Source organism: Arthrobacter sp. NPDC057009 (assembly GCF_042673905.1).
Classification (GTDB): domain Bacteria; phylum Actinomycetota; class Actinomycetes; order Actinomycetales; family Micrococcaceae; genus Arthrobacter.
On sequence record NZ_JBHUSB010000047.1, the window covers coordinates 1 to 4,444 of the forward strand.

Genomic DNA, 4,444 nt, shown 5'->3' on the forward strand with positions numbered 1-4,444 from the left:
AACAACGCCATCAAAAAACTCAACAGCCTAGGCTTCAACGTCACCATCACCCCGGCCACCGCAGCCTGACGAACCTTACTTTCGTATTAGACCTACCGAACAGTGCCGTAGCGGGTTGGTTTTTTGATTGGCTGTGCGCCGTCGGCGGCTTATCCCCTTCTGGCTCCAGCAACACGCACGAGGCGCCGCGCGAAGTAGATGACGGCGGCAACGCTCACCAGCACAAAAATCCACGTGCCATCCATGTTGACTGCGGGGCCGCTAGTACACATGGACTTGATTATTTCGCCAACGCACTCGCGGCTTTTAAACGCCAGAAGAATTAGGTTCACGATGATCACAAGCAGGATGGCGAGGGCCCAGGGCCACCTTCGCAGTGAACGGAATCGCGGCGTTTCATCCATGCAGTCACCATATCGACGGAGCTGACTAATGTCTGCCCCTTGAAGGTTCGCGAATGGCGTCAGTTCCAGCTTTTGCGCTTTCCGATGAAGTAGCCGCAAAGCATTAGAACGACGCCACCAAGCACGACGAAGTACGCCCAGATGCTGTTCGATGTGGACTGAAGGACCAACATGCCCCTGATGAAGGCGTTCACGGTACCCACACAAAGTAGGGCGATTCCAAGCCATCTAGGCGTCATGCCGCCACCCTAGAGTTTCCTAATGGGAATAGCCAGACAATAGGCTGCTGTTCGCTGGTGATTCTCAAGGCGGCGCCGTCCCACAGATCGTTCGCTGGCGGCACCAAAGGCCGGGCCATCACCGGCTTACGAGCGCCGGGCACGCCTTGCTTGCTGCAGTTCGTGCGAACGCAATACGCGGCGTGCTGTCTGTAGGGTCTGTCATGCTTGACCCGTGACTCAAGACGCTTCCGCAGAAGATGACCAGGCGCCATTCGTCGAACCCATCCGTCTCATCGGCGGCATCAACTTCACGACCTGGCCCGACCTCAAGTGGAGTCGGGCGAACTCGCACGTTGCCCTCCTCCAGGCCAAGTTCGTTGAGTGGCAAGCAAGCGCCCCGGTTTCGATAGACGCAGTCTTACGTGAGGACCGCCTGGGAATCGACCTCGTTGCCCGAGCACCCAGAGGAGTCCCAAAGCACGATTGGGCGCTCGATGTCGGTGACGCCCTGCACAACCTTCGAAGTGCCTTCGATGCTGTTGCGTGGGGTATGGCGCACTTTAAAGACACCGAGCCCACACGCCCCAAGTCGGTGTACTTTCCAATCTGCGTTGACGAGAAGCAGTGGAAAAGGGCTGTCAACGACTGGGTGGGCGAGATAAATCTTGAGTTCCAGGAGCGGCTCCGGATTATGCAACCGTTCACCTACATGCAATCCGGAGGGCTGTCGATACTCTCGATGCTTCACGAACTCGACATCCAGGACAAGCACCGCGACATCCTGACTGTCTCGGCTGACATTCACGAGATTAACCTCGGCGGCTCCTTCGAGTATGAGGACCACGACCACCAGGCCGTCCCCCGTATTGAAATGTTCTCCGACGTTAGATTCAGCGACGGTGTGGTGCTCGGGACACTTCACGCGGGAGCTCCGATCCGAACGATCGGTCAAACAATCCTCCGCCCAGCCATGAAGGTGCAACTCACATACCGGGATACCGTTTATGACGTTATGCCAATGCTGCAGCAATTCGTGACCGAGTCCCGGCGTTGCCTCGACATCTTGCTGTCCGGGCTGGTGGGACCCGATGAGCCGGACGAAGCGGAGTGGTCCCCGATGGAGGTGGGACTGCCTTCGGTTTAGTAGGACAAAAGCCTCGATCCGCCCCGACCTATTACTGTCGTCTTGGGTTCCGGTCCTGCCCGGCACTCCCGGCTAAGGGGTTCAGGCCCGCCCGCCGCGCCGCTCTCGTGAAGGAACGCTATGGACCTGGAAGTCTTCGTGGAAGAGGCACGGCTGTGGAACCGGGATCCCGGACCCCAATCTGACGCCCTGATCAGGCGTCTGCGCGCCGAGAAGGGCGAAACGATCATTGATCTCTATGAGCAGGCCCTGCGAAGCGCATCGCAAGTGTTCCTAGAGTGGGAGTCCCGGCCCGAGCCCAAAGCCCTCTTCGAGGCAAGGATGGCCGCAGCTGAAAGCGACCCGTTCGACCCTCAGAAATTTGATCCGGCAGCGCCACCGTTCCTGGGCAGGCAACCGGAGGAACGTGAGCCGTTCAGCTATGAGCAGTGGCTGCGGGGCTGGTGCCTTTATCAAGTTCTGGTCGGCAACGTGCCGCCACCCGAGGGGCACTTCCTGGAGCACCCGGACAGGCCGGCGATGTTCGACTTCTTCATGGGCATGATCGGTAACGGCATGCATGCGGACTTTCGGGAAGCCTACGAACGCAGCACCGAGACGCTGTGGCCCTTGGCTCCACGTGAAGACGAACCAAGGTTCCTCGAATACGGCGAACAACTCGAGCACGCACCGTACCGGGTACAGCTTTACCGGGCCACGGCACGGGAAGTCGCGATGGACCTCAACGCGTCGACGGCGTGGCGGCAGTGGTGGTTAAGCGGTCCGCTACGGTCACTGGAGTTCAGTATCTCCGAAAGCCACAGCTGGTTTCCGGGCGCCACCGCTATGCACACAGGCGATTCACCGACCACTACCCGGATCAGGAAAGTGGGACTAACCGTGAGAGGAACTATCACCCCGAACTTGGACCGGATCCTGGAAACAGATGAGCGCGACATGCGCCAGCTCGTCATCCAAGACCTGACCGCGTTGCTTCTCAAGGTGCACAAGAAGTACGGGTTTACCGCCGACCTGCCCAAAGCGGAGTAGACGAGTACCGTCCACAGGGATTCGTGGACTGGACTTCTCAAAGTGTCCAGGTAGAGGTTCGGATCCGACACCGAAGGGCACAGCCTCATAATCAAAATATGATTTCCGGTTCACGTGATTCGTCACGTCCCTACTTGTCCGTCGGCCCCGAAGGCAAGGATCGGGCGTCCATTGGACTGTGCCATGCGGGATCGCATGCTGGATGTTTCATTCTCTACTACTCCCAGCCTTCAGCTACGCCGGCGTGGTGTCTCCTCGAGTTTGCCGGACCGGAATGCATGGTGGAAATCCAGGACAGTGACTACTCATTCTTTGCCGGTGACGAGTCCGAGATGGAGGAAATGGGGACTGCCCCGGCTTTTGTTGACTCGGGGTCTTAGGCCGCTATGAGCGCGGTCCGGTTGATTGTTTCATATTCGACGGGCGTGAGTTTGCCCAGCCGTCTCTGCCGTCGCCGGCGGTGGTAGGTTCTCTCGATCCAGGTTGTGATGGCCAGCCGGAGGTCCTGCCTGGTGAGCCACCGCTGACGGTCCAGAACGTTCTTCTGCAGCAGCGAGAAGAACGATTCCATCGCGGCGTTGTCGGCGCACGCACCGACCCGGCCCATCGATCCGGTGAGACCGTGGTGCCGGAGCGATTCAACGAAGCGGCGAGACCGGAACTGGGACCCTCTGTCCGATTGCACCACTGTCCCTTCCGGCCGGCGTGCCCGTATGGCGTTCTCCAGTGCGGCGACGGCCAGCGAGGACTTCATCCGCGAGTCCATCGAGTACCCGACGATCCTGCCGGAATAGACGTCCTTCACCGCGCAGAGGTAGAGCTTCCCTTCGGCAGTGGGGTGTTCGGTGATGTCCGTCAGCCAAAGCTCGTTCGGTGCCGTGGCTGTGAAGTCCCGCTCGACCAGATCGTCGTGGACCGGTGGCCCGGGTCGGCGGTTCAAGCCCCGCTTCTTAGAGAAGACCGACCAGATGCCGTGGTCCCTGCACAGGCGCTGGACCCTGTTCTCACCCGCCGTGATGCCCTTCTCGGGGAGTTCGTCGGCGATGAACCGGTATCCGAATGCAGGGTCGTCCGCGTGGATGTCCAGGGCGGCGTTGACGACGTGCGCATCGATCCAGTCCCGTTTCGTCACCGGACTGGCCTTCCACCGGTAATAGCCTTGCTTACTAAATCCCAACACCCTGCAGGTCACCGCCACGGGAACACCGTCGGCGGCAAGATCCGTGACCAGCGGGTAGATCATTTTGGGTTGATGTCCCTGGCCAGATAGGCCGCAGCCCGGCGCAGAATCTCATTCTCCTGCTCCAACAAGCGGTTCCGCTTCTTCAGCTCCCGCATCTCACCCAACTCCGCTCCCACGGCAGCTGCAGTCCCGGATTCCTTACGTTCGGCAATGGCAATCCAGCGCTTCAACGTCGTGACCGACAGCCCGAAATCCTTCGCGATCTGCGCCAGCGACGCCTCGCCCTTGCGGGCCACATCAATAACATCCTGGCGGAACTCCGCCCCATACGGCGTGGGCATGGTCAACATCCTTCCACGAGCACAAGCTCGCTGATATGAGTTGAGTTAGTCCTTCCCAAAACACTCCGGAGATGTCAGGACGGGATGCATCAGATTCTTTTGGGGATCTGGCGTTCTCTCGC

The 4,444-nt window shown here is 59.6% G+C and carries 4 protein-coding genes; 3 read left to right on the forward strand and 1 reads right to left on the reverse strand.

What is annotated here, in order from left to right:
• The 3 genes from ACFTR6_RS21980 to ACFTR6_RS21990 all read left to right on the forward strand — a co-directional run.
• The coding region (locus tag ACFTR6_RS21980; protein WP_377959471.1) for a hypothetical protein at positions 1–326 on the forward strand (326 nt) is incomplete at its 5' end.
• A 531-nt stretch (positions 327–857) separates the two neighbouring features.
• A complete protein-coding gene (locus ACFTR6_RS21985; RefSeq protein ID WP_087871879.1) occupies positions 858–1,769 on the forward strand; it encodes a hypothetical protein in 912 nt (303 codons plus the stop codon).
• 120 nt (positions 1,770–1,889) lie between these two features.
• On the forward strand, positions 1,890–2,798 hold the full coding sequence (locus ACFTR6_RS21990) for a hypothetical protein (RefSeq protein ID WP_377959472.1): 909 nt from the start codon (positions 1,890–1,892) through the stop codon (positions 2,796–2,798).
• Between the two features lie 376 nt (positions 2,799–3,174).
• Here the strand turns inward: ACFTR6_RS21990 and ACFTR6_RS21995 are convergent.
• Positions 3,175–4,322, reverse strand: a protein-coding gene (locus tag ACFTR6_RS21995) for an IS3 family transposase (RefSeq protein WP_377959473.1) whose coding sequence is annotated in 2 segments (ribosomal slippage) — positions 3,175–4,043 and positions 4,043–4,322 — 1,149 coding nt in all. Because the reading frame shifts where the segments join, the coding sequence is not laid out codon by codon here.
• Positions 4,323–4,444 lie beyond the last annotated feature (122 nt).

Coding starts and splice junctions, on each gene's coding strand:
- ACFTR6_RS21990 (WP_377959472.1), top strand. CDS start 1,890: ATGGACCTGGAAGTCTTCGTGGAAGAGGCACGGCTGTGGAACCGGGAT.